The following is a 23,346-nucleotide window of genomic DNA, read 5'->3' on the forward strand; positions in this document are numbered from 1 at the left end:
AGGTCCGCTCGGCGGACGGGAGGAGGTGGCTCGGTGAGCATTTCCGAGCCCTTGGACGACCCGTGGGCCGACAGTGGGCCGGGCGACCGTCTGCCTGCCTCCCGCAGGCGCGGCGATGCGCCGCGCGGTCGCGATGAGCAGCACGACCGCGGTGAATGGGAGGGCTCGGGAGGTCCTGCCTTCGAGCGGGTGCCGCCCCAGGACCTGAACGCCGAGCAGTCCGTGCTCGGCGGCATGCTCCTGTCCAAGGACGCCATCGCCGACGTCGTCGAGATCCTCAAGGGCCACGACTTCTACAAGCCCGCCCACGAGACGATCTACCAGGCGATCCTCGACGTCTACGCCAAGGGCGAGCCGGCCGACCCGATCACCATTGCCGCCGAGCTCACCAAGCGCGGCGAGATCAACAAGGTCGGCGGTGCCTCGTATCTGCACACCCTCGTCCAGACCGTCCCGACCGCCGCCAACGCCGAGTACTACGCGGAGATCGTGCACGAGCGGGCGGTTCTGCGCCGACTGGTCGAGGCCGGCACCCGCATCACCCAGATGGGATACGCGGCCGACGACGACGTCGACGAGATCGTCAACCGCGCCCAGGCGGAGATCTACGCCGTCACCGAGCAGCGCACCAGCGAGGACTACCTGCCGCTGGGCGACATCATGGAGGGCGCGCTCGACGAGATCGAGGCGATCGGCTCGCGCAGCGGCGAGATGACCGGTGTGCCGACGGGCTTCACCGACCTCGACTCCCTCACCAACGGCCTTCACCCCGGCCAGATGATCGTCATCGCCGCGCGTCCCGCCATGGGTAAGTCCACGCTCGCGCTGGACTTCGCCCGCGCCGCGTCGATCAAGCACAACCTGCCGAGCGTCATCTTCTCCCTGGAAATGGGCCGCAACGAGATCGCGATGCGCCTGCTGTCCGCCGAGGCTCGCGTCGCCCTGCACCACATGCGCTCCGGCACGATGACCGACGAGGACTGGACCCGTCTGGCCCGCCGGATGCCCGAGGTGTCCTCGGCGCCGCTCTACATCGACGACTCCCCGAACCTGTCGATGATGGAGATCCGCGCGAAGTGCCGTCGCCTGAAGCAGCGCAGCGACATCAAGCTCGTGATCATCGACTACCTCCAGCTGATGCAGGCCGGTGGCTCCAAGCGCTCCGAGAGCCGTCAGCAGGAGGTCTCGGACATGTCCCGTAACCTCAAGCTGCTGGCCAAGGAGTTGGAGGTCCCGGTGATCGCCCTCTCGCAGCTGAACCGTGGTCCCGAGCAGCGCACGGACAAGAAGCCGATGGTGTCCGACCTGCGTGAGTCCGGCTCCATCGAGCAGGACGCCGACATGGTCATCCTGCTGCACCGTGAGGACGCCTACGAGAAGGAGTCGCCGCGTGCGGGCGAGGCGGACATCATCGTCGGCAAGCACCGTAACGGCCCTACCGCCACCATCACGGTCGCCTTCCAGGGCCACTACTCGCGTTTCGTGGACATGGCGCAGACCTGAGCGGAGTTCGCACGGCCTCGGATTTCGCGGCCGAATCTCACGAGTGACGGCCAGGTGTGGCATATGAGCCGTGAGCCAGCGGGAAGCTGTTCAGCCCCTCGTCTCGTACCTGGTCAGGACCACGCCTTCGGGAAGCGTCCGCGTCTCGACCAGGTTCAGGTTCACCCAGCTGTCCAGCGCGGTGAAGAACGGCGTGCCGCCACCCACCAGGACCGGATGGGTGGCGATCACGTACTCGTCGATCAGCCCGGCGCGCATGGCCGCCCCGGCGAGCGTCGCGCCGCCGATGTTCATCGGGCCGCCGTCCTCGGCCTTGAGCCGGGTGATCTCGGCGATCGCGTCGCCGGTGACCAGGCGGGTGTTCCAGTCGACCTTGTCGAGCGTCGAGGAGAACACCACCTTCGGCGTGTCCCGCCAGTTCCGAGCGAACTCGATCTCCGCCGGGGTGGCGTCGGGCTGCTGGTCGCCGGTCGGCCAGTAGGAGCTCATCGTCTCCCACAGCTTGCGCCCGTACAGCGACAGGCCACTCGTCTGCTCGTGGTCGAGCCACCACTGGAACAGCTCGGGGCTCGGCTTCCCACCCCAGCCGATGTCGTCGCCGGCCGCGGCGATGTAGCCGTCCAGGGTCACGTTCATGCCGTAGACCAGTTTCCGCATGGCTCAGCCTTCCGTCCGTGGGTGTCCGGCGTACAGACCAGCGCCGCGCGGGAAACTCATCGGTGCGCGATCCGGGCTCGCCGTTAGTCCTCGTGCTCGGGGCTCAGCGTGGTGTACTCGGCCGACTCGGGCAAGCCGCCTGATCTCGGCCTCGCCCTCGCGAGGAGATGCCACGGGCTTGACACTGATCACGGGTGCCAAGGCCGTGAGACAGCCGGGAACGCCCAGGTCACGCAAGATCGACATGCCACGAGCGGCGAGACCCTGCACGCGGGGCGGCCCGCGCCACGCTCCGGGCGAAACCGGCTCGACGGGAGGCCTCCGGGCGGGTGGACTGGGCCCATGACACCACCCCAGGACGATCTGCTTCCTACCACGCGCCGGGCACTGCTGCACCGCGTCGCCGTCGCCCAGGCCGAGGGGCGTGCTCCCTCCCTCGTGGCGGCCGTCGTACGGGACGGCCGGGCCGTGTGGCACGGGGCACGGACCTCCGTCGACGGGCACGGCCCGGACGAGGACGTGCAGTACCGGATCGGCTCGATCACCAAGACCTTCACCGCGGTGCTGGTGCTGCGGCTGCGCGACGAGGGCGTGCTCGACCTCGGCGACCCGCTGGAGAAGCACCTGCCGGGCAGCCGCGCCGGAGAGGCCACGATCCGTGAACTGCTCGCCCACACCGGCGGTTTGGCAGCGGAGACGCCCTCGCCGTGGTGGGAGCGCACGCCGGGCTCGCTGCGCCCCGAGCTGTCCGACGTCCTGGGCGAGCGGCCCGTCCTGCACCCGCCGGGCCGGAGGTTCCACTACTCCAACCCCGGCTACACCCTGCTCGGTTCGCTCGTCGAGAAGCTGCGCGGGGCTCCCTGGGAGGACGTGCTGCGGCGCGAGGTGCTGGAACCGCTCGGTCTGACCCGGACCAGCGGACAGCCGCAGGCGCCGCACGCGGGCGGCTGGGCGGTCCACCCCTGGGCCGATGTGATGATGCCCGAGCCGCTGGAGGACCTCGGTCTGATGGCTCCGGCCGGTCAACTGTGGTCCACCAGCGGAGACCTGGCCCGGTTCGCGGCCTTTCTTGCCCGGGGTGACGAGCGGGTGCTGAGCGCGGGGACCCTTCAGGAGATGCGCACTCCGGCGGCACCGGCCGAGGCCTCGGATCTCGCGGACGGGGCTTCCTACGGGCTCGGGCTCCAGGTCCAGCACCGCGACGGGCGGACGCTCGTCGGGCACTCGGGTTCACTGCCGGGGTTCCTGGCGAACCTCACGATCAGCGTCGCCGACGACGTGGCCGCGATCGTCCTCGCCAACTGCACCTCGGGCCCGGTGATCTCGGCCGTCGGCGCCGATCTCGTCCGGATCGTCGCCGAGGCCGAGCCCCGGATTCCCGACCCCTGGCGTCCGCTGCGGGAGGCCGATCCGGCCGTGCTCGAGCTCTCCGGACAGTGGTACTGGGGGACGAGTGGCTTCGCGCTGCGTCTGACGGCCGACGGGCTGCTCTCCCTCGGGCCGTTGTCGGGCCAGGGCCGCCGCTCACGGTTCCGTGCGAACGGCGACGGCACCTGGACGGGGCTGGAGGGCTACTACGCCGGCGAGACCCTGCGGGCCGTGCGTCGCCCCGACGGCTCGGTGAGCCATCTGGACCTGGCTTCGTTCGTGTTCACCCGCCGACCGTACGACGAGGGTGCCGACGTCCCCGGTGGGGTCGATCCGGAGGGCTGGCGGGGGATCGGCTGAGGGCGGCCGGGACACCACCCGCTCATGACGGTGGGGCTGTGTTTCACGTGAAACACAGCCCTGGGCCGGAGAGCCGCCGCTCTGTCAGAGCTCCAGCTTGAAGCCCACGTGCGAGCCGGTGAATCCCAGCCGCTCGTAGAAGCGGTGGGCGTCCGTGCGCGAGGCGTCCGACGTGAGCTGGACCAGATGGCAGCCCTGTCGCCGCGACTCCTCGACCGCCCATTCGATGAACTGCGACCCGAGGCCGCTTCCCCGCTCCTCGGCGTGGACCCGGACCGCCTCGATGATCGACCGGGTGGCGCCGCGCCGGGACAGTCCGGGGATGACGGTGAGCTGGAGCGTGCCCACGACGCGGCCTTCGCGCACGGCCACCACCTGGTGCTGGTTCGGGTCGGCCGCGAGGCGTTCGAACGCCGCCAGGTAAGGGGTCAGGTCGTCCGGTGACTCCCGCCGGGCACCCAGGGGGTCGTCGGCGAGCATCGCGACGATCGCGGGGATGTCCTCGGTCGTCGCGTGCCGTATCTCGAGATCTGCCATGGCGGCAGCCTATGCGGGCACCTTCAGCGTCTCCACGACCCTGACGAGCGGGGCCAGTTCGGGGTTCTCGGCGGCTGTGTCGAGTGCCTCGCGCAGCGCGCCGTCGTTGGTCGGCCGCGCCTCATCCAGGAGTTCCAGCCCGGCCGGGGTGACGTTGGTGTAGATGCCGCGCCGGTCGGTGGGGCACAGATAGCGCTCCAGCAGGCCTCGGTCCTCCAGCCGGGTGACCAGGCGGGTGGTGGCGCTCTGGCTGAGGACGACCGCGTCGGCGACCTGCTTCATCTGGAGATGGCCGCCCTCGCCGTCGTGCTGCCGGCTGAGCACGTCGAGCAGCGAGTACTCGCGCACGCTGAGGTCGTGCCCGGACTGAAGGGCGCGCTCGACATGCGCCTCGATCTTCCCGTGCAGCAGGGAGAGGGCGCACCAGCCCTGGGCCAGGGCGGTGAGCGCGGGGTCTGTCGCGGTCATCGGCGTTTTCCTCCTCCGGGGCGGCTGTCTCCAGGGTAGAGCACGGACGCAATATCCAGCGCTTGCAAATATCAGGCGTCTGCAAGTATTGTGTGGACGCGTAAAGCGCACGTGCAATCGTATGGAAGGTGTACCCCATGCCTCTCGCTCTTGTGGCCCTCGCGATCGGGGCCTTCGGGATCGGGACGACCGAGTTCGTGATCATGGGCTTGCTGCCCGAGGTCGCCGGAGACTTCGGGGTCTCCATCCCCACCGCCGGATTCCTCGTGACCGGCTACGCGCTGGGCGTGATGTTCGGCGCCCCGCTGATGACGGTGCTCGGCACGAAGGTCTCGCGCAAGCGGATGCTGATGGTGCTGATGGGCCTGTTCATCGTGGGCAACCTGCTCTCCGCGGTGGCCCCCGTCTTCTCGGTGATGCTCATCGGCCGTGTCGTCGCCTCGCTCGCCCATGGCGCATTCTTCGGCATCGGCGCGGTCGTGGCCGCCGAGCTGGTCGCGCCCGACAAGAAGGCCGGCGCCATCGCGATGATGTTCACCGGCCTGACCGTCGCCAATGTCGTCGGCGTCCCGCTCGGCACCCTCGTCGGGCAGTCCGTGGGCTGGCGCGTCACCTTCGCCGTCGTCGCCGCGCTCGGCGTCGTCGGCCTTCTCGGCATCGCCCGGCTGGTCCCCGACATGCCCAAGCCGGAGGGCGTCAGCCTGCGGCACGAGGTGGCCGCGTTCAAGAACGTGCAGGTGCTGCTCGCCATGGCGATGACCGTGCTCGGCTTCGGCGGCGTGTTCGCGGCCATCACCTATATCGCGCCCATGATGACCCACGTGGCGGGCTTCGCCGAGGGCTCGGTGACCTGGCTGCTGGTCCTGTTCGGTCTGGGCATGGTCGTCGGGAACCTCGTGGGCGGCCGGTTCGCCGACCGGGCCCTGATGCCGATGCTGTACATCTCCCTGGCCGGCCTCGCGGTGGTCCTGGCCCTGTTCACGCTGACCGCGCACGACAAGATCCTGTCGGCCGTCTCCATCGCCCTGATCGGTGCGCTGGGCTTCGCCACCGTGCCGCCGCTCCAGAAGCGCGTCCTGGACCAGGCCCACGGTGCGCCCACGCTGGCCTCGGCGATGAACATCGGTGCCTTCAACCTCGGCAACGCCCTGTCCGCCTGGCTCGGCGGCATGGTCATCGCGGCCGGTCTCGGCTACACCGCCCCGAACTGGGTGGGTGCCGTCCTCGCCGCCGCGGCGCTGGTCCTTGCCGTCCTCTCCGCCGCCTTGGAGCGCCGCGGTGGCGCGCCGAGCACGGTGGTCGCCGGATCCGTGCCCGCGCAGGAGCGCGCAGCGGTCCACGGCTGACACCGCCGGGCGGACAACTCCCTCCGACGGGAACCCCTCACCGCGCCGCCGACGAGCGACGCACACGCATCGCCCCCGACGCCGAGCGCCGGTCCCCATCAGGGAACCGGCGCTCACGGCTCGGTCGACTCAGCCCGCGGCCACCGTCAGAGGAGCGAACCTTCGGCTCCAGTCGCCGGGCAGCTCCCCGATGCCGTAGGTCATGACCGCGTTGAACGCGACGGACTCCAGCCCGCGCTGCTTGGCCCAGTCGATGAGCTCTGCGTGCCGTACGTCGATGTCGGTGCGCAGGGGCCGGTCGGTGCGGGCCGCCAGCGAAGCGATCAGCGCTTTGGCCGTGCCCGTGTCCCGGGCGATCAGCGGGCCCACGACATGTGTCTCCATGTTGGGCCAGGCGGCGGCGTAGCCGATGATCCGGCCGTCCTCCTCGGCGACATGGAGCAGATCGGCGAACGCGGGCAGCCGGGTGATCATCTGGGTGCGGTCGGTTCCGAAGACGGGCTCGTCGAGGCGCAACAGCGAGGGCAGGTCCTCGGCGGTGGCCGACCGGGTCGAGATGTCCGCCGCAGCGGGCTCGGGGCGGAAGACGCCTCGGAGCATCTCGGCGCGCCCGGTGACCTTGAAGCCGAGTTCCTCGTACAGCGGGCGCCCGTTGGGCGTCGCGTGCAGGGTGAGGGGCGTGGTGCTCATGGCCGCGAGGATGTGCCGCATCAGACGCCGCCCGACACCCTGACGGGCGTACCGCTCCGACACCAGGACCATGCCGATGGCCGCGAGATCGGGCCGGTCCTGGGGGCCGTACTCGGTGACGACACAGGCGCTCACCAGTCCGCCGTCGGGGTCGTCGATGCCGTACCCCCTCCCGGCCGTGAGGAGCAGGCCCCACTTGTGCTCCTCGCGCGGCCACCCCCGGTTCTCGGACAAGTCGGCGCAGGCGGTGAGATCACGCAGCGTCAGACGACGAATGGGCAGAGCGGAGAGGGAAGGTGTCGGCACGCAGGTCAGGCTGTCCGACGGGGGCCCTCGGCGTCCACCTGTTTCGGTGGAGATGTACGCGCTTTTGGCCACGCTGTGGCGCACCCCACGGTGGGTCGGCTGTTATGCGGTGTTTCACGTGAAACACCGGCGAACGCCGGTCGACGAGCAGCCTGCCACCAGGAAATGGGCGTCCAAGACCGTCATTCGCCGGGACCGCCGATCGTTGGGACCCACTAGCCTCGGCGTTCATGACGCGCCTTCATCTGTTCGACATGGACGGCACTCTGCTGCACGGCTCGAGTGCGCCGCGGGAGATCTCCCGGCAGCTCGGTCTCGAGGCCGAGACCGTGGAACTCGACCGCGCGATGTCCGCCGGACTCATCGGGCCGCCGGAGTACGCCGTGCGGGTGCACGCGCTCTGGGCCGAACTGACCGCGGTGCAGGTGACCGCGGCCTTCGAGGGCGCGCCGTGGCTGGCCCGGATCCGTGAGGTGTGGGCCGAGATCAGGAGCCGGGGCGAGTACTGCGCCGTCGTCTCGCTCTCCCCGTCGTTCTTCGTGGAGCGGCTCACGGGCTGGGGCGCCCACGCGGCCCATGGGTCCCGGTTCCCGGCCGTGCCCTTCACCGAGCCCGTGGACCCGGCCGGAGCGCTGAGCGCGGCGGCCAAGGTGGTCGTCGCGGACCAGCTGTGCGCGCAGTTCGGCGTGAGCAGGACCGAGTGCGTCGCGTACGGCGATTCGCTGTCGGACCGGGACCTGTTCGCCGCTGTGCCGACGTCCGTCGCCGTCAACGCGGACGATCACCTGGCGGGCCTGGCGACCCACGCGTACGCGGGCCTGGACCTGTGGGACGCCTACGAGCTAGTGCGCTAGCGGCGGGCCGCCGCTAGCGCACGCCGACGGACCGGGTCAGCCCAGATCTGGCGCGTGCATCGCTCGCACGCCCTCGATGTTGCCGTCCAGGTAGTGGCGCAGCGACAGCGGCACGAGATGCACGGAGGCGATGCCGACCCGGGTGAAGGGCACCCTGACGATCTCGTACTCACCGATGGGTTCGTCGACCTCGGGGCCGTGGCGCAGCGAGGGGTCCATGGACTCCAGCCGGCAGACGAAGAAGTGCTGCACCTTCACACCGGTCGCGCCGCCGTCGTCGCCGATGTGCTCGACGGTGTCGACGAAGCAGGGCACCACGTCGGTGATCTTGGCGCCGAGTTCCTCGTGCACCTCGCGGTGCAGGGCGTCGACGACGGTCGGGTCCTCCGGCTCCACACCTCCGCCGGGCGTGAGCCAGTAAGGATCGACGCCGGGTTTGGTGCGCTTGATCAGGATCAGGTCGTCTCCGTCCAGCAGGACGGCGCGCGCGGTGCGCTTGACCACGGGTCGGACGGTCATGGGAGAAATGTGGCCCCGCTGGTTCCACGTGAAACATCGCGAAACGTCACCAGCCGAACCCACCGTGTGACGGACCGCGGGAACCTCGCTCAGGACCAGTCGGCGGCGGTGTGCAGCAGCCCCTCGTACGCGCGGGCTATATGAGGCATCGCCAGCGTCCCGGTTCGTACGACCAGGAAGTACGTCCGCAGCGGCGGAATGGCGGGATCGTGCAGGGCGACCAGGTCACCGCGCTCCAGAGCGGACGCGCACAGATAGCGGGGCAGCACCGCGACACCGGCGCCCACGACCGCGCAGGTGAGTACGGCACGGAGGTCGGGGACCACCACCGTGCCCGCGGCTGCGGGACGGCAGTCGAAGACGGAGGCCCAGTAGCGGGAGACGAAGGGCAGCGACTCGTGCACCTCCACGACGGGGAGGTTCTCCAGAGCGGACGCGTCCTTGACCCGCGGCTCACCGGGGCCGATCTCCTCCAGCCAGCGGGGAGCGGCCACCAGGACATGCTCCTCGTCACACAGCGGAGTCGCGGTGAGCAGGGCGCCGCGTGGCCGGGCCGTGCTGATGGCCAGATCGTGATGCCCGGCGGCCAGCCCTTCCAGGGTCTCGTCGGCGTTCCCGAAGGAGACGCGCAGGGCGAATCCCTGGCCGTCCTCGCCGGTCAGCTCCACGAGGGCGGGCAGCGCCCGTTCGGCCGTGAACTCGGGCGGTCCGGCCAGATGCAGGGTGCGCAGGGAGGACTGCTCGTCGAGTCCGCTCTCGGTGATCTCGACCAGGGCGTCGAGATGCGGCGCGGCCTTGTGGGCGAGTTCGTCGCCGATCGTCGTCGGCGTGACCCCGCGCGCCTGCCGCAGGAACAAGGGGCGGCCCAGCTGCCGCTCCAGAGTGCGGATCTGGGAGGTGACGGCCGGCTGGGACAGACCCAGCAGCGCGGCGGCACGCGTGAAGGAACCGGCCCGGTGCACGGTGACGAACGTGCGCAGCAAGGCCAGATCCATGGCGTGCCCCTCCCCTTCTCCGCCCTTCGCAGGCCTTGGGCAGGGCCCAACTATAAATATGTCGATAGGTCGCTGTCGCTACCGTGATTGGACACTGACACAGAGTCAACTAGCCTTGTTCGCGCGGTTCTTCGCGCGCAGAACCGAGGACGGTCCGAGCCACGAGGGGGGAGGCTCGGACCGTCCGTTCGACGTAGCCGGGACCGCACAGGCATCCGCCCGACGCACTACTCGGCCGACTTCCTCAGCGCCCGCCGTACGTCGGCCACCAGGTCCTCCGGGTCCTCCGCGCCGACGGAGAGCCGTACGAAGCCCTCCGGCACCGCGTCGCCGCCCCAGCGCCCGCGCCGTTCCGCCGTGGACCGTACGCCCCCGAAACTCGTCGCGTCGTCCACGAGCCGCAGCGCCTCCAGGAAGCGCTCCGCCCGTGCGCGCGTGGGCAGCGTGAAGGACACCACGCAGCCGTACCGCCGCATCTGCCGCGCGGCGACCGTGTGCGAGGGGTCGTCCGGTAGCCCCGGATAGCGCACGCCGAGATCCTCGGGCCAGTCGCGGAGCGTCTCGGCGACGGCGAGGGCAGTGGCGCTCTGCCGCTCGGCACGCAGGGCGAGTGTGGCGAGCGAACGGTGGGCGAGCCAGGCCTCCATGGGGCCCGGGATCGCCCCGACGATCTTGCGCCAGCGCCGTACCGCCGTCATCGCCTCGCCCGCGCGGCCCGTCACATAACCGAGCAGGATGTCGCCGTGCCCGGTGAGCTGCTTGGTCCCGCTCGCCACCGCGAAATCGGCGCCCAGGTGAAGCGGACGCTGCCCCAGCGGCGTGGCGAGGGTGTTGTCGACCGCCACCAGCGCGCCGCGCGCGTGCGCCGCCTCGGCCAGGCGCCGGATGTCGCACACGTCCAGTCCCGGGTTGGACGGCGTCTCGATCCACAGCAGCCTCGCCCCGTCCAGGACGTCGAGCTGCGCGTCCCCGCCGGTGGGCGCGGTGCGCACCTCGATGCCGTAAGCCTCCAGCTGGGTACGGACTAGCGGCAGCGCCTGGTAGCCGTCGCCTGGCAGGACGACGGCGTCCCCGGCGCGCAGTTGCGAGAACAGCACCGCGGAGACCGCCGCCATCCCGGAGGCGAAGGCGAGCGTCTCCACGCCGTCCAGCCCAGGCGCCTCCAGCTCGCCGATCGCCCGTTCCAGATGGGTCCAGGTCGGGTTCTCGTCCCGGCCGTAGGTGTACGGGCCCGTCGGCTCGCCCGGCAGATGGAAGTGCGCGGCGAAGACCGGCCCCGGCAGGGTCGGTTCGTACTTCACCGGCTCCGGCAGCCCCGCCCGTACCGCGCGCGTGCCGTCGCCCTGTGCCGCGGGCCCCGCGTCGTTCATGCCGGATGTCCTTCCAGGCGCTCCCGGACGGCGGCGAGCAGGCCGGTGCTCGCCGCCTCCACCATCTCCAGGCACTCCTCGAAACCGTCCATGCCCCCGTAATACGGGTCCGGGACGTCCAGGTCGTCGTCGGCGGCGGGGTCGTAGGAGCGCAGCAGTCGTACCTTCTCCGCGTCGTGCCCGGTCGGCGCGAGCCGGCGCAGGGCCTTGAGATGGCCGGCGTCCAGGGCTATCACCAGGTCGAGCCGGGAGAACCAGGAGGCCTGGAACTGCCGGGCCGAGTGGCCGCTGTCGTAGCCGTGCTCCTCGAGGACGGCCACGGTGCGCGGGTCGGCCGGATCGCCCTCGTGCCAGCCGCCCGTGCCGGCGCTGTCGACCTCGACCTCGCCGTCCAGCCCGGCCTCCGTCACCCGCGCGCGGAAGACGGACTCGGCCATCGGGGACCGGCAGATGTTGCCCGTGCAGACGAAGCAGACGCGGTAGGTCATGGGGCTCAGTCTCCGTCAGGCAGAACGACGTTGAGCGCCCAGGACACGATCGAGATGATCAGACCGCCCAGCACGGCCGTCCAGAATCCCTCGACGTGAAAACTGAGGTCGAACTGGTCCGCCAGCCACGACGTCAGCAGCAGCATCAGCGCGTTCACGACCAGGGTGAACAGGCCGAGCGTGAGAACCATCAGCGGCAGGCTCAGCAGGTTCACCACTGGTTTGACCAGGAAGTTCACCAGGCCGAAGAGAAGGGCCACGAGCAACAGGGTGCCGATCTTCTTGCCCGTGCTGTCACCGGTGAGGGTGATCTTGTCGAGCAGCCACACGGCGACCGCCAGGGCGCCCGCGTTGGCGATCGTCTTGACTACGAAATTCATCATGTGTCTGATCGTGGCAGACGAGATCCGTTACGAGCAGGGGCGTGAGGGCCACAAAGCGATGAAGGCATTCCGGCTGGACGAACTGGAGGCGGAGCGCGCCTCCAACGAAGGCGCCTACCTGCAATTCCTGCGGGAACGGAACATGTCGGTGGGGCTCTACGCGCTCGACGCGGGCGAGCACGACCCACAGCGCCCGCACGACCAGGACGAGGTGTACTTCGTCGTCAGCGGCCGTGCCTCGATCACCGTGGGCCTGGAGACGACCCAGGTGGCGCGCGGCAGCGTCGTCTACGTGCCTGCCGGGGTGGCCCACAAGTTCCACCACATCAGCGAGGACCTGCGGGTTCTTGTCGTCTTCTCGCCTCCGGAGAGCTGATCCCTGATCCCGGACCCCCGGGTTCCCTAGGGGATCGGTCAGGGGAGGAGCAGGGATGCGAGGGCCCCGCCGGACCCCCTGTCCGCCCTAGCATCGAGGGCAGGACATACCGAGAACCCGGAGGGCGAACAGAGCCCCGTGGGACAGGAGAGAAGGGCTAGGGCGATGCGAGAGATCTTCGCGGGTCTGCCGTGGTGGGTGAAGTGGGTCGCGGTGCCGGTCATCGCCCTGGTGGTGTTCGGCGGTCTGATAGCGAGCGTCGTCTCCTTCGTGATCGGCCTCCTGTTCAAGCTGCTGATCTTCGTGGCCCTGGTCGGCGGACTCATCTACGTCGTACGGAAGTTCACGTCGAGCTCCTCCTCACGCGGCGACTGGTGACGGCAAGGGGAGCCGGTGGGCGGCAAGCGGCAACCACCGGTTCCCTCGGGCGAGGGAAGTTTTGCGGGCAGGGCGTCATGGAGCGGTGACAGGCCGTTAGAGTCCGGAACTCGACGCGGGGACGCCCCCGCGACCGGCGTACACCCCCGTACACCCCTCCCGTGTTCCCCGGCACGGGCAGCACCCTCGCGCTTCGGGAGTGACCCTTGGCCACGGTTGACACCGCCCCCGCTGACCTCCACGCACCCCCCGTCCCGACCGGAACCCTCGCCCGGCCACCCGGGCGCGCGGCCCCCGTCGGCTCCCTGACCCGGCCGCCCGAACAGCCGGTGCCCCCGGGCGCGCGGCCCCCGCACCCGGTCACCACGACCCTGATCAGCTCGGTGCAGCGGGCGATGCGTCTGCTGGAGAGCGCCGCCGGACACGAACACGGCGCTCCCGCCAAGCAACTGGCCCGTGAGACCGGCCTGGCCCTGCCTACGGCCTACCACCTGCTGCGCACCCTCGTGCACGAGGGATATCTGCGCCGGGACAAGGGCCTGTTCTTCCTCGGCGAGGCGGCGGAACGGCTGTCCGGCAGCGGTGAGCAGCAGAAACGTCGCAGCACGATGGTCGAGGCTCTCGCGCAATGGCGGGATTCGATCGGTGTCCCGGTGTACTACGCGGTGTACCGGAACGGCGAGATCGAGGTCGTCTGCGTCTCGGACACCCCGGCCAACCCCGCCGTGGAGGAATGGGCCGACTTCCGCGAGACCGGCCATGCCCACGCCATCGGCCAGTGTCTGCTGTCCCAGCTGGCCCCGCAGGACCGCCGCGACCATCTCGATCGCTACCCGGTGCAGTCCATCACTCCGTACACCATCCGTGACCAGGGGGGTCTGCTGCGCAGGCTGGACCGGATGGGCCGGATGGACCCCGTGATCGAGCGTCAGGAGTACGCGCTGGGCACGGTCTGCGCGGCGATTCCGATCACGATGGGCAGTACGGCCGCCACGATGGCCCTCTCGCTTCCCGCCCAGCAGGCCGGACGGCTGATCCCCGCGGCACGGCAACTGCAGAGCGAGGTCGGGCGCCTTCTGGGGTCGCTGGCGATCTCTATCAGTATCTGAAAACTCACTCCTTGTGATCTGGTGTGCACGTTGAGCAAGATGCCACCAGGATCAAGGGATCATTCCCGGCCAGTCGACGGCAAATGACGGGGTAGGCGATGCGCGAGTCGGTGCAGGCAGAGGTCATGATGAGCTTTCTCGTCTCCGAGGAGCTCTCGTTCAGGATCCCGGTGGAGCTGCGCTACGAGACCTGTGATCCGTATGCCGTGCGACTGACCTTCCATCTGCCCGGTGATGCCCCGGTGACCTGGGCGTTCGGGCGGGAGCTGCTCATCGACGGCGTGGGCCGGCCGAGCGGCGAGGGAGACGTCAGGGTCGCGCCCGTCGAGCCGGAGTCGCTGGGCGAGGTGCTGATCCGGCTTCAGGTGGGCAGTGACCAGGCACTGTTCCGCTCCTCGACGGCGCCGCTGGTGGCCTTCCTCGACCGCACGGACAAGCTGGTGCCGCTCGGCCAGGAGACCTCCCTCGCCGACTTCGACGCGCACCTCGACGAGGCGCTGGACCGCATCCTGGCCGAGGAGCAGAGCGCGGGGTGAAGCGTCACGGCCGCTGAGGTGCCGGAACGCTTCACCTGGGGCGCTGTTTTCCGGAGCCGGCCCGCCCGACGGGCAGAGCGGGCTCCCTACCGCTTGCGGCGGCGTCCCCGGCCGGACCGTGCGGCGACGGGTGAGGGTCCCGTCGCCGACTCGCCGGCGCCGGCGCCGACGGAGGACGGAGCGGGGCGGTCGGCGGCGACCATCAGCGCGGCCAGAGCGGTCGTGACCGGAACGGAGGCCACCAGACCGATCGAGCCGACCAGTGTGCGCACGATCTCCTCCGCCACCAGCTCGCTGTTGGCGACCGCGCCCACACTGCTCTGCGCGATGGAGAACAGCAGGAGCAGCGGCAGCGCCGCACCCGCGTAGGCGAGGACGAGGGTGTTCACCACGGACGCGATGTGGTCGCGGCCGATACGGATGCCCGCGCGGTACAGGCCGCGCCAGCCCATCGTCGGGTTGGCCTCGTGCAGTTCCCAGACCGCCGAGGTCTGCGTGACCGTCACATCGTCCAGCACACCGAGCGAGCCGATGATGATGCCCGCGAGCAGCAGACCGCTCATGTCGATCGACGGATACAGCCCGTGGATCAGACCGGTGTTGTCGTCCGTGTTGCCGGTCAGCGCGGCCCAGTCGATGAACCACGACCCGAGCACACCGATCAGCAGCAGCGAGATCAGCGTGCCGAGGACGGCCACCGATGTCCGCGCGGACAGGCCGTGGCAGAGATACAGCGCGATCAACATGATGGCGCTCGCTCCGACGACCGCCACGACCAGCGGGTTCGAGCCCTGGAGGATCGCGGGCAGGATGAAGAAGTTGAGCACCATGAAGCTCAAGGCCAGCGCCACCAGCGCCATCACACCGCGCATCCGGCCCACGAGCACGACAGCGACCGCGAAGATGCCGGCGAGCACGGTGAGGGGCAGCCGCCGGTTCACATCGGCGACCGAGTACTGAAGGTCCTGCGGCGCGGAGGGCTCGTAGGCGACCACGACCTCCTGGCCCTCGTGCAGCTGTCGCGACTGGTCGGGCTGGACGATCTCGGTGAAGGTGCGCCCGGTGTTCTCGCCGGTGTCGACCCGGATCGTCGCCTTCTTGCAGTCGCCGTTCGCCTGCTGCACCGCCGAGGAGCCCTCGGCGGTGGAGGTGTCGCCCGTCGGCGGGACGCCGGAGACACCGGCCGTCTTGCAGTCGACCGGCTCGACCTTGGTGACCGTCGCCTGTTCCGTCTGCCGGTCGAAGCCGACGCCGGTGCGTTCGTGCGCGGGCGCACCGCCGGGCCACAACACGACCAGGCCCACCACGACCGCGGCGGCGAACGGGACCAGGATCGCGGCGATCACCTTCCGCAGATGCCGGGAGACGGGGGCGGCCGGCCCATGGCTGTGACTGTGGCCGTGCGAGGACCCGTGTCCACCGCCGTGCGAGGACCCGTGTCCGCCGCCCAGTGACGGCTCGTGCCCGCCCCCGTGGGAGCTCCCGCCCCCAGGGGGGTTCCCGTGTCCGTGCGGGTCCCCGTGCCCATGGGCGTCCATCTGCCCATGCGAGTCGCCGTGTCCACCCCTTGGACCCGTCCCCTGCCCTCTACCGGAACCGGGGCCTGGGTCGCCAACGGGCCTGTGGCGGCGGGGTTCGGGCGGTGGAAACGGAGGCTGCTGCGGTGTGGTCACCGCCCGATCATCGCAAGAACGGCGGGGGCCCCCTGTTCACCGCGCCCGAAGTGACGCTAGCGTGGGGACACCTTTGTACACGCGGGAGCTCGGAGCACCGGGCTGAGAGGGCGCTGACCTCCGTCTACGCGATGTTTCACGTGGAACATGTGTCGTTCCACACGAAACTCCGGCAGACGGTGACCGCTGCGTCGACCGCCGAACCTGTTACCGGGTAATGCCGGCGTAGGGAGTAGGTCTCATGACCAGCAAGGACGTACGCACGCCTGCCTCCGCGCAGATCTCCGCCGTCTCCGACGGCGACGACAGCGGCGAGGCCGGGAAGTCCATCGGCTGGCACAAGGCGTATGTCGAGGGCTCGCGCCCCGACATGCGGGTGCCGGTCCGTCAGGTGCATCTCACCAACGGCCGGGCGGTCACGCTCTACGACACCTCCGGCCCGTACACCGATCCATCCGTGGATACGGACGTCCGCAGGGGCCTTCAGCCGCTGCGGGAGAACTGGATCATCGCGCGCGGCGATACCGAGGAGTACGCGGGCCGCCCGGTCCGCCCCGAGGACGACGGGCTGCGGCACACCTCGCCGCGAGGCGGGCTGCGCAACCTCGACGCGGTCTTCCCGGGCCGCCCCCGGCTGCCGCGCCGCGGACGGGACGGCCAGGCCGTCACCCAGCTCGCGTACGCCCGCCGGGGCGAGATCACACCGGAGATGGAGTACGTGGCCATCCGGGAGAACGTTTCTCCTGAGGTGGTGCGGGAGGAGATCGCGGCGGGCCGGGCCGTACTGCCGGCCAACATCAACCACCCGGAGATCGAGCCGATGATCATCGGCAAGCGGTTCCTGGTGAAGGTCAACGCCAACATCGGCAACTCCGCGGTGACCTCCTCCATCGAGGAGGAGGTGGAGAAGATGACCTGGGCGACCCGCTGGGGCGCCGACACGGTCATGGACCTGTCCACCGGCCGCAACATCCACACCACCCGCGAGTGGGTGCTGCGCAACTCCCCCGTCCCCATCGGCACGGTGCCGCTGTACCAGGCGCTGGAGAAGGTCGACGGCAGGGCCGAGGAACTGTCCTGGGAGATCTACAAGGACACGGTCATCGAGCAGGCCGAGCAGGGCGTGGACTACATGACCGTCCACGCGGGCGTCCGTCTGCCGTACGTGCCGCTGACCGCCAACCGCAAGACGGGCATCGTCTCGCGCGGCGGCTCCATCATGGCGGCGTGGTGCCTGGCGCACCACAAGGAGAGCTTCCTGTACGAGAACTTCGAGGAGCTCTGCGAGATCCTCGCGGCCTACGACATCACGTACTCGCTCGGGGACGGCCTGCGGCCCGGCTCGATCGCGGACGCCAACGACGAGGCGCAGTTCGCGGAGTTGAGGACGCTCGGGGAACTCAACCGGATCGCCAAGCGTTTCAATGTGCAGACGATGATCGAGGGCCCCGGGCACGTCCCGATGCACAAGATCAAGGAGAACATCGACCTTCAGCAGGAGATCTGCGATGAAGCTCCGTTCTATACGCTCGGCCCGCTGACCACGGACATCGCTCCGGCCTACGACCACATCACCTCCGGTATCGGCGCCGCGATGATCGCCTGGTGGGGCACGGCCATGCTCTGCTACGTCACGCCCAAGGAGCACCTGGGCCTGCCCAACCGTGACGACGTCAAGACTGGCGTCATCACCTACAAGATCGCGGCCCATGCCGCCGACCTCGCCAAGGGGCACCCCGGCGCCCAGGAGTGGGACGACGCCCTCTCCGACGCCCGCTTCGAGTTCCGCTGGGAGGACCAGTTCAACCTGGCCCTCGACCCGGACACGGCCCGGGAGTTCCACGACGAGACCCTCCCGGCCGAGCCGGCCAAGACGGCCCACTTCTGCTCCATGTGCGGGCCGAAGTTCTGCTCGATGAAGATCTCTCAGGACATCCGCCGTGAGCACGGTGGGAGCAAGGGGGAGATCGAAGAGGGCATGGCGCAGAAGTCGAAGGAGTTCGCGGCGGCGGGCAACAGGGTGTACCTGCCGATCGCGGACTGATCGACGGCTGATCGCGGACGGGTCGGGCGGGCCGTCGACCGGGCGGGCCGCCGGCCGGGTTCGGCTTGGGCCCCCTGGGTGGGGGCGCAAGCCGGTCAGTCCGGTTGGTGCTCGGGGCCGCCGAAGTCGGGGCTCGTGAAGTCCGGGCTTGTGTAGCTCGGACGGGTGCCCGTGGTGGAGCCTTCACCGGGGCTGGTGAAGCCCGGCCGGCCGTAACCGAGGTGCGGCATACGGCTCGTGGGCGCCGACGAGGTGGTGCGGGGCAGGCGTACCGGGCGCGCGGTGCTGAGCGCGTCCTGGAGGAACGGCAGGATGCCGCGCTCCAGGAGAGCTTCGCGCCAGGCCTGCCTGGCCCGTTCCACCTCTCCGTCGGGCTCGCCGTAGGGGCCGGTCTCCAGTGAGGGCCTGTTGCGCAGAGCGGTGAGCAGCAGGCCGGCGCCGGCGACGAGGATCGCCACGGCGGTGACGGCACCGAACACCCAGCCGGTGGTGAGCATGGTCTCGGCGAACGCCCGGTCCGGTTCGAGCATCTTCAGGAGGTAGCCGACGAGCAGGAAGATCACGGCGGCCGTTCCGGCGAGGACCGGTGCCAGGACCGCGACGACGGCGACGGCTCCCGCCCCGGCGGTCTCGGCGACCTCGCCCATGGAGGAGGCGAGGCCCACCGTGCCCGTGCCCTGATCGGCGGAGCCGGACTCGCGCACGGAGGACGTGGTGGACGGTGGGCGGCGCAGTTCCTCGCGGACCTTCACATAGTGCTGGTACTCGGTCGCCGCAGCGGCCGTGATGAGCGCGGTGGCGTTGAGGGCCATCGTGCGCAGTTGCTCGGGGTTGAGCCGCTGACCGACAGCGGCCAGTTCGGGACGGTGTGGGGCGGAGCGCAGCGCCTCATCGAGGATCCGCTCGTACTCTTGGCGGTCCTCGCTCAGCAGGTGCTGCGGAACGCTGTTCATGTGCATCCCCCGATGCTCCGTAGGGCTTGGGGCTCGCACGCTGACGAGCCGTCGGGCAGAAACGGAGGGGAGCCTGCTACGGATAAGCCGATGGTAGAGCGGCGACGGTGGCCGGTGACAGGGGGTTTGCAGAAATTGGGTCCTGGCCGGCGCGGCCGTTCCCCGAGCGCGCTCCTGGGGGCGCCTGCCCGGTGAACGCTTACTTATCCAGGGGAAGTTGCTGCACCAGCAGCTTTCCGGCCATGGTCACTCCGCCGTCCATGGCGATGGCGAGGCCGCCCGCGTAGACGTGCGGGCCCTCCACGGTCGGGCCGCCGCTGTCCTCGCCCTCCTCCGAGCCGACCTCGCCCAGGAGGTAGGGGATGGGGCTGTGGCCGTGGACGATGCGCGTGCCGCCGTAGACGTCCAGCAGCGAGCGCACGGCGTCGCCGCCCTCGTCGCGGAAGGAGAAGCGCCTGGTGAACTTGCGGAACAGGTCCCAGACCTCGTCGGCGTTGTTGCGGGTGAGGGCCTCGCGGACGTTGTCGTTGACCTCCTCGATGGAGGCGCCGTAGTCGAGGTAGGCGGTGGTGTCGGAGTGGACGAGGAGATGGCCCTCGACCTCCTCCATCGCGTCGAGGCGGGACATCCACTGGAGGTGGTGGTCCTGGAGGCGGTCCATGTCGGTCTTCTGGCCGCCGTTGAGCAGCCAGGCCGCCTGGAAGGTGGCGGTGCCCGCGCCGGAGTTGACGGGGGTGTCGCCGAACCGTTTGGCGCCGATGAGCAGCAGTTCGTGGTTGCCCATCAGGGCCTTGCAGTAGCCGCCGGCCGCGGCGGCCTCGGCGGACAGCCGCATCACGAGGTCGATGACGCCGATGCCGTCCGGACCGCGGTCGGTGAAGTCGCCGAGGAACCACAGCCGGGCGGTGCCGGCGCACCACTGGCCGGAGGCGTCGATCAGGCCCTTCTCCCGCAGGGCGGCGAGCAGCTCGTCGAGATAGCCGTGCACGTCGCCGACCACGAACAGCGGGCCGGGGCCGGTGGCGGGACGCTCGACGACCGCGGGTGCGGGGTCCACGGTCACCTGGAGAGTGTCACCCCGATTGATGACAGGCAGATCGCGCTGAGTGGGGGTGTAACCCTCCGGGTAGTCGAGCGGCTCGGCCGCGGGGGCGGCATCACCGGCGGGGTGGGAGCCCTGCGCGGGACGCGGACCGGTCTCGTGGACATACGCGGGCACCCGGAAGTCGCGCACCGTCGCCGTGCGCTCCACCTCGGGTCCCTGACCGGCCCCCTGAGTCATCGACCCCTCCACCATCGCGCCGCATCTGCACCCGGTCGGACTGCCTGGTCGCAGCGGCCCGCGGTGCCGTGGGCCCATCATAGGAATGCGGATCGTGCCGTGTGATGACCCAGGGGTGGTGAATCGGAAGAGTACTCAGGTTCACCGCGCCTTTCGCCCCAATTGGGCCGACCTTCGTCCCGGTGACGGCTGCCGCGGAGCCGCGTTTCGGGTCATGCCGTGGGCGGTGCGAGAGCGGACGGCCTCGTTCCGTGAGCGGAGCATGGCCGGATCGGCTCCCTCTCGGCGCCCTGAGCGTCTCGTTCCGGCCCCCTGGAGCGGGGTGCGGTGGCGGTGACGGTTGGGCTTTCGGCGGGTCCGGGGAGCCGGTCCGGCGTGGCGTGGAGGCGGCCCCGCCGCTCACCCCTGGTCGGGGGAGCGCGGCGGGCTGACCGTGCGGCGGGTCGGGCGGCGCTGGGAGGACGTACGGACGATCAGTTCGGTCGGTATCACCTGCTCGACCGGTTGGTCCGACTCCACGCCCTCGATGGCGTCGATGAGGAGCTGGACGACGGCCGTGCCGATGCGGCGGGGCTTGAGCGAGAGGGTGGTGATGGGCGGCTCGGTGTTGGCGTAGACCGTGGACTCGCTGCAGCAGACCAGCAGCAGGTCCTCGGGGACGCGCAGCCCGTAGCGGCGGGCGGCGGCGAGCAGGTCGGTGCCGTTGGGGTCGAACAGGCCGTAGACCGCGTCGGGGCGGTCGGGGCGGGCGAGCAGCCGGTCGGCGGCGACGGCGCCGGCGCAGGGGTCGTGTGCCGGGTAGGCCTCGTAGACCGGGTCCTGGCCGACGCGTTCGCACCAGCGCAGATAGGCGGTGGTGGACAGATGCGTGTACGTGTCGGTCGTGGTGCCCGTGAGCAGGCCGATACGGCGGGCCCCGGCGTCGGCGAGGTGGTCGAGGATGCCGAGGACGGCGGCCTCGTGGTCGTTGTCGACCCAGGCGGTGACGGGGAGCGAGCCGGCCGGGCGGCCGTCGGAGACGACCGGTAAACCCTGGCGGACCAGTTCGCTGACGACCGGGTCCTGGTCGGAGGGGTCGATGACGACCGTGCCGTCCAGGGCCACGTTCGACCACACGTCGTGGCGGGAGGTCGCGGGGAGGATGACGAGGGCGTATCCGCGGGCCAGGGCGGCGGAGGTGGCGGCGCGGGCCATCTCGGCGAAGTACGCGAACTCGGTGAAGGTGAAAGGTTCATCCCCGTAGGTCGTCACGGTCAGGCCGATGAGTCCCGACTTGCCGGTACGGAGGGTCCGGGCGGCGGCCGAGGGGCGGTAGCCCAGCCGGTCGGCGACCTCGCGGACATGGCGGCGGGTGGCGTCGGGGAGCCGGCCCTTGCCGTTGAGGGCGTCGGACACGGTTGTGATGGAGACCCCGGCCGCGGCGGCCACGTCTCTGATGCCCGCCCGTCCCGGACGGCTGCCTCGGCGTGAGGTTTCCGCGCGGCTCACCTGGTGCTTCCCTGCTGCTGTCATGGCGAGCCGATAGTAGGGCTCATGCGGTGGGGTAGTGCGGACGCATATGCACCTGTTGACAGGCACGTTTCTGCAAGGCGATCTCACGCTAATTCCCTTTGAAAGCAAGGGAGTTAGCGGGTTCTCCTGTGGTACGTGGGTTGTCGGCGCGCGCCCGCCTGCCAACTGCCTGATGTCTCGAAGAGGTCTCAACTCACCTTCACGAGGGATGCGCGCCACGGCGCAAGCTACCGGCGCATAGATATATGTACGGCGCGCCCCCGATTCGTGCGCCTTCCTCCGATGATGCCCCTGTTGTCGGTGTGACGTGTGTGGCGCGCCGGTCGGGGGCGGGCGAGCCCGCCTCGCACCGAGGGCGGGGCGGCGGAACGGGGCGGAGCGGCGGCACGGGGGAGCCGCACGAGGTGCAGGACGTGTGCGCTGCCCCATACGCACGCGGGCCGAATCCTCTTAAGGTGAGAAGCATTGGAAGCCGGCGGTGCGGACGGTCCGCCGGTGATCGCGAGGAGGACTGCGGTGAGCGAGACGAGCCCGAAGCTGCGCGCCGAGCTGGCGGGTATCCCCACCTACAAGCCGGGCAAGCCCGCCGCGGCCGGAGGGCCGGTGGCGTACAAGCTGTCCTCCAACGAGAACCCCTATCCCCCGCTGCCGGGTGTGATGGAGAGCGTCACCGCGGCCGCCACCGCCTTCAACCGCTACCCGGACATGGCCTGCACCGGTCTGATGGAGGAGCTGGCCGAGCGCTTCGGGGTGCCGGTGACGCACCTGGCCACGGGCACCGGTTCCGTCGGTGTCGCCCAGCAGCTGATCCAGGCCACCTCCGGCCCCGGCGACGAGGTGATCTACGCCTGGCGGTCCTTCGAGGCGTACCCGATCATCACGCAGATCAGCGGCGCGACCTCGGTCCAGGTGCCGCTGACGTCCGGTGATGTGCACGACTTGGACGCGATGGCGGAGGCGATCACCGAGCGGACCCGGCTGATCTTCGTCTGCAACCCCAACAACCCCACCGGGACGGCGGTGCGGCGGGCCGAGCTGGAGCGGTTCCTGGACCGGGTGCCCGGCGATGTGCTGGTCGTGCTCGACGAGGCCTACCGCGAGTTCGTCCGGGACGCCGATGTGCCCGACGGTGTGGAGCTGTACCGGGACCGGCCGAACGTCTGCGTCCTGCGGACCTTCTCCAAGGCCTACGGTCTGGCCGGCCTGCGCGTCGGGTTCGCCATCGCCCATGAGCCGGTCGCGGCGGCGCTGCGCAAGACGGCGGTTCCCTTCGGCGTCAGCCAGCTCGCCCAGGACGCAGCGGTCGCCTCGCTGCGGGCGGAGGACGAACTGCTCGGCCGGGTGGGCTCGTTGGTCTGCGAGCGCACACGTGTGGTCGACGGTCTGCGCGCTCAGGGCTGGACGGTGCCGGACACCCAGGCCAACTTCGTGTGGATGCGGCTGGGGGAGCGCACCGCGGCGTTCGCGGCCGCCTGCGAGCAGGCGGGGGTCGTGGTCCGGCCGTTCCTCGGCGAGGGTGTGCGGGTCACGATCGGTGAGGTCGAGGGCAACGACATCTTCCTGAAGACGGCGGAAGGCTTCCGCAAGGAGATCTGAGGCCGTTTCTGTCGAGCCGTGACCGCCCGGAAATCGAGGGCGG

General features: G+C 70.2%; 23 protein-coding genes. 10 read left to right on the top strand and 13 right to left on the bottom strand.

Translation table 11 applies throughout. From position 1 onward, the window contains the following. The first annotated feature begins 33 nt into the window (after positions 1–33). Positions 34–1,503, top strand: a complete 1,470-nt coding sequence (gene dnaB, locus ACZ6SQ_RS19640; RefSeq protein WP_389324180.1) for a replicative DNA helicase — start codon at positions 34–36, stop codon at positions 1,501–1,503. 90 nt (positions 1,504–1,593) lie between these two features. Here the strand turns inward: dnaB and ACZ6SQ_RS19645 are convergent, their stop codons facing one another. Then, on the bottom strand, positions 1,594–2,160 hold the full coding sequence (locus ACZ6SQ_RS19645; protein WP_469563482.1) for a dihydrofolate reductase family protein: 567 nt from the start codon (positions 2,158–2,160) through the stop codon (positions 1,594–1,596). Positions 2,161–2,502: 342 nt separating this feature from the next. Between ACZ6SQ_RS19645 and ACZ6SQ_RS19650 the strand changes: the two genes are divergently transcribed. Further along, entirely contained in the window at positions 2,503–3,888 is a 1,386-nt protein-coding gene (locus tag ACZ6SQ_RS19650; protein ID WP_469563485.1) for a serine hydrolase domain-containing protein, read from the top strand. Between the two features lie 84 nt (positions 3,889–3,972). Here ACZ6SQ_RS19650 and ACZ6SQ_RS19655 read toward each other — a convergent pair whose 3' ends face one another. Together ACZ6SQ_RS19655 and ACZ6SQ_RS19660 are read right to left on the bottom strand one after the other, a co-directional pair. Further along, positions 3,973–4,425 carry a GNAT family N-acetyltransferase gene (locus ACZ6SQ_RS19655; RefSeq protein ID WP_469563488.1) on the bottom strand — a complete coding sequence of 151 codons (453 nt, stop codon included), beginning with the start codon at positions 4,423–4,425 and terminating at the stop codon, positions 3,973–3,975. Between the two features lie 9 nt (positions 4,426–4,434). Further along, positions 4,435–4,893 (bottom strand): MarR family winged helix-turn-helix transcriptional regulator, encoded by a 459-nt coding sequence (locus ACZ6SQ_RS19660; RefSeq protein ID WP_469563490.1) that lies wholly within the window; start codon positions 4,891–4,893, stop codon positions 4,435–4,437. 137 nt (positions 4,894–5,030) lie between these two features. On the opposite strand from ACZ6SQ_RS19660, the gene ACZ6SQ_RS19665 reads away from it, so the two are divergent. After that, complete coding sequence (locus ACZ6SQ_RS19665) at positions 5,031–6,239, top strand: MFS transporter (RefSeq protein WP_469563493.1); 1,209 nt, start codon at positions 5,031–5,033, stop codon at positions 6,237–6,239. Positions 6,240–6,368: 129 nt separating this feature from the next. Here ACZ6SQ_RS19665 and ACZ6SQ_RS19670 read toward each other — a convergent pair whose 3' ends face one another. Then, complete coding sequence (locus ACZ6SQ_RS19670; protein WP_469563494.1) at positions 6,369–7,235, bottom strand: GNAT family N-acetyltransferase; 867 nt, start codon at positions 7,233–7,235, stop codon at positions 6,369–6,371. Between the two features lie 230 nt (positions 7,236–7,465). On the opposite strand from ACZ6SQ_RS19670, the gene ACZ6SQ_RS19675 reads away from it, so the two are divergent. After that, entirely contained in the window at positions 7,466–8,089 is a 624-nt protein-coding gene (locus ACZ6SQ_RS19675; protein ID WP_469563497.1) for an HAD family hydrolase, read from the top strand. A gap of 36 nt (positions 8,090–8,125) precedes the next feature. Here the strand turns inward: ACZ6SQ_RS19675 and ACZ6SQ_RS19680 are convergent, their stop codons facing one another. From ACZ6SQ_RS19680 to ACZ6SQ_RS19700, 5 genes are all read right to left on the bottom strand, one after another. Further along, positions 8,126–8,608, bottom strand: a complete 483-nt coding sequence (locus ACZ6SQ_RS19680) for an NUDIX domain-containing protein (RefSeq protein ID WP_386387073.1) — start codon at positions 8,606–8,608, stop codon at positions 8,126–8,128. Between the two features lie 89 nt (positions 8,609–8,697). Then, the gene (locus ACZ6SQ_RS19685; RefSeq protein ID WP_469563500.1) at positions 8,698–9,603 is read right to left on the bottom strand and encodes a LysR family transcriptional regulator; all 906 of its coding nucleotides are present in this window, start codon (positions 9,601–9,603) and stop codon (positions 8,698–8,700) included. A 227-nt stretch (positions 9,604–9,830) separates the two neighbouring features. Beyond that, on the bottom strand, positions 9,831–10,973 hold the full coding sequence (locus ACZ6SQ_RS19690; protein ID WP_469563502.1) for a cystathionine gamma-lyase: 1,143 nt from the start codon (positions 10,971–10,973) through the stop codon (positions 9,831–9,833). Then, complete coding sequence (locus ACZ6SQ_RS19695) at positions 10,970–11,461, bottom strand: low molecular weight protein-tyrosine-phosphatase (protein ID WP_469563505.1); 492 nt, start codon at positions 11,459–11,461, stop codon at positions 10,970–10,972. Before ACZ6SQ_RS19695 ends, ACZ6SQ_RS19690 begins: the two co-directional genes overlap by 4 nt. 5 nt (positions 11,462–11,466) lie before the next feature. After that, positions 11,467–11,844, bottom strand: coding sequence for a phage holin family protein (locus tag ACZ6SQ_RS19700; protein WP_469563508.1), 378 nt, complete (start codon positions 11,842–11,844; stop codon positions 11,467–11,469). A gap of 58 nt (positions 11,845–11,902) precedes the next feature. Between ACZ6SQ_RS19700 and ACZ6SQ_RS19705 the strand changes: the two genes are divergently transcribed. From ACZ6SQ_RS19705 to ACZ6SQ_RS19720, 4 genes are all read left to right on the top strand, one after another. Beyond that, positions 11,903–12,220: a cupin domain-containing protein gene (locus ACZ6SQ_RS19705; protein ID WP_386387085.1), complete on the top strand. Its 318-nt coding sequence runs from the start codon at positions 11,903–11,905 to the stop codon at positions 12,218–12,220. A 165-nt stretch (positions 12,221–12,385) separates the two neighbouring features. After that, positions 12,386–12,598 (top strand): DUF5326 family protein, encoded by a 213-nt coding sequence (locus tag ACZ6SQ_RS19710; protein WP_389324147.1) that lies wholly within the window; start codon positions 12,386–12,388, stop codon positions 12,596–12,598. A gap of 206 nt (positions 12,599–12,804) precedes the next feature. After that, positions 12,805–13,707 carry an IclR family transcriptional regulator gene (locus ACZ6SQ_RS19715; RefSeq protein WP_469563511.1) on the top strand — a complete coding sequence of 301 codons (903 nt, stop codon included), beginning with the start codon at positions 12,805–12,807 and terminating at the stop codon, positions 13,705–13,707. Positions 13,708–13,805: 98 nt separating this feature from the next. Next, positions 13,806–14,243, top strand: a complete 438-nt coding sequence (locus ACZ6SQ_RS19720; protein WP_356689220.1) for an SsgA family sporulation/cell division regulator — start codon at positions 13,806–13,808, stop codon at positions 14,241–14,243. Positions 14,244–14,329: 86 nt separating this feature from the next. Here ACZ6SQ_RS19720 and ACZ6SQ_RS19725 read toward each other — a convergent pair whose 3' ends face one another. Next, the gene (locus ACZ6SQ_RS19725; protein WP_469563514.1) at positions 14,330–15,916 is read right to left on the bottom strand and encodes a YibE/F family protein; all 1,587 of its coding nucleotides are present in this window, start codon (positions 15,914–15,916) and stop codon (positions 14,330–14,332) included. Positions 15,917–16,157: 241 nt separating this feature from the next. On the opposite strand from ACZ6SQ_RS19725, the gene thiC reads away from it, so the two are divergent. Then, a complete protein-coding gene (gene thiC, locus ACZ6SQ_RS19730; protein WP_469563517.1) occupies positions 16,158–17,960 on the top strand; it encodes a phosphomethylpyrimidine synthase ThiC in 1,803 nt (600 codons plus the stop codon). Positions 17,961–18,055: 95 nt separating this feature from the next. On the opposite strand, the gene ACZ6SQ_RS19735 is transcribed toward thiC, so the two are convergent. The 3 genes from ACZ6SQ_RS19735 to ACZ6SQ_RS19745 all read right to left on the bottom strand — a co-directional run bounded on the left by ACZ6SQ_RS19735 (position 18,056) and on the right by ACZ6SQ_RS19745 (position 21,707). Beyond that, positions 18,056–18,919 carry a hypothetical protein gene (locus tag ACZ6SQ_RS19735; RefSeq protein WP_469563519.1) on the bottom strand — a complete coding sequence of 288 codons (864 nt, stop codon included), beginning with the start codon at positions 18,917–18,919 and terminating at the stop codon, positions 18,056–18,058. A 193-nt stretch (positions 18,920–19,112) separates the two neighbouring features. Then, entirely contained in the window at positions 19,113–20,210 is a 1,098-nt protein-coding gene (locus tag ACZ6SQ_RS19740; protein ID WP_386387052.1) for a metallophosphoesterase, read from the bottom strand. Positions 20,211–20,594: 384 nt separating this feature from the next. Next, a complete protein-coding gene (locus ACZ6SQ_RS19745; RefSeq protein WP_469563521.1) occupies positions 20,595–21,707 on the bottom strand; it encodes a LacI family DNA-binding transcriptional regulator in 1,113 nt (370 codons plus the stop codon). A 516-nt stretch (positions 21,708–22,223) separates the two neighbouring features. On the opposite strand from ACZ6SQ_RS19745, the gene hisC reads away from it, so the two are divergent. Next, positions 22,224–23,303, top strand: coding sequence for a histidinol-phosphate transaminase (hisC, locus tag ACZ6SQ_RS19750; protein WP_469563524.1), 1,080 nt, complete (start codon positions 22,224–22,226; stop codon positions 23,301–23,303). Positions 23,304–23,346: the final 43 nt, after the last annotated feature.

It is taken from the genome of Streptomyces sp. NPDC048600, from assembly GCF_055587025.1.